Raw genomic sequence first — 603 nt, 5'->3', positions numbered from 1 at the left:
GGTGCGCACCACGTCCATGCCGACGCCGCGCCCCGACACCGAGGTGATGGCGGCCGCGGTGGAGAAGCCCGGCGCGAAGATGAACTTGTGGATCTGGGCTTCGCTCATCTTCTCGAGCTCGGCCTCGGTGACGAGACCGGAGGAGATCGCCTTGGCCTTGATCCTCTCGGTGTTGAGGCCGCGGCCGTTGTCGGCGATGCAGATGATGATGTGGCCGCCCTCGTGATAGGCGGACAGGCGGATGGTGCCCTGCTCGCCCTTGCCGGCAGCGAGCCGCTCGGCGGGGGTCTCGAGGCCGTGGTCGGCGGAGTTGCGCACCATGTGGGTGAGCGGGTCCTTGATCAGGTCGAGCACCTGGCGGTCGAGCTCGGTGTCGGCGCCGTGCATCTCCAGCTCGATCTGCTTGCCGAGTTCGCTCGACAGGTCGCGGACGATGCGGGGCAGCTTCTGCCAGGCATTGCCGATCGGCTGCATGCGCGTCTTCATGACGCCTTCCTGCAGCTCGGCGGTGACGTTGGACAGGCGCTGCAACGGCACCTTGAACTCGGTGTCCTCGTTGCGCCTGCTGATCTCCAGCAGCTGGTTGCGGGTCAGCACCAGCTC

1 protein-coding gene is annotated in these 603 nt (G+C 67.0%); it reads right to left on the bottom strand.

From position 1 onward, the window contains the following. On the bottom strand, window positions 1-603 hold a 603-nt coding region (locus XI09_RS08430; protein ID WP_271566428.1), incomplete at both ends, for a chemotaxis protein CheA.

The organism is Bradyrhizobium sp. CCBAU 11386 (genome assembly GCF_028128955.1).
Lineage (GTDB): Bacteria > Pseudomonadota > Alphaproteobacteria > Rhizobiales > Xanthobacteraceae > Bradyrhizobium.
Note: the sequence above shows the minus strand (reverse complement) of the source record. Positions and strands in the feature narration are given on the sequence as shown.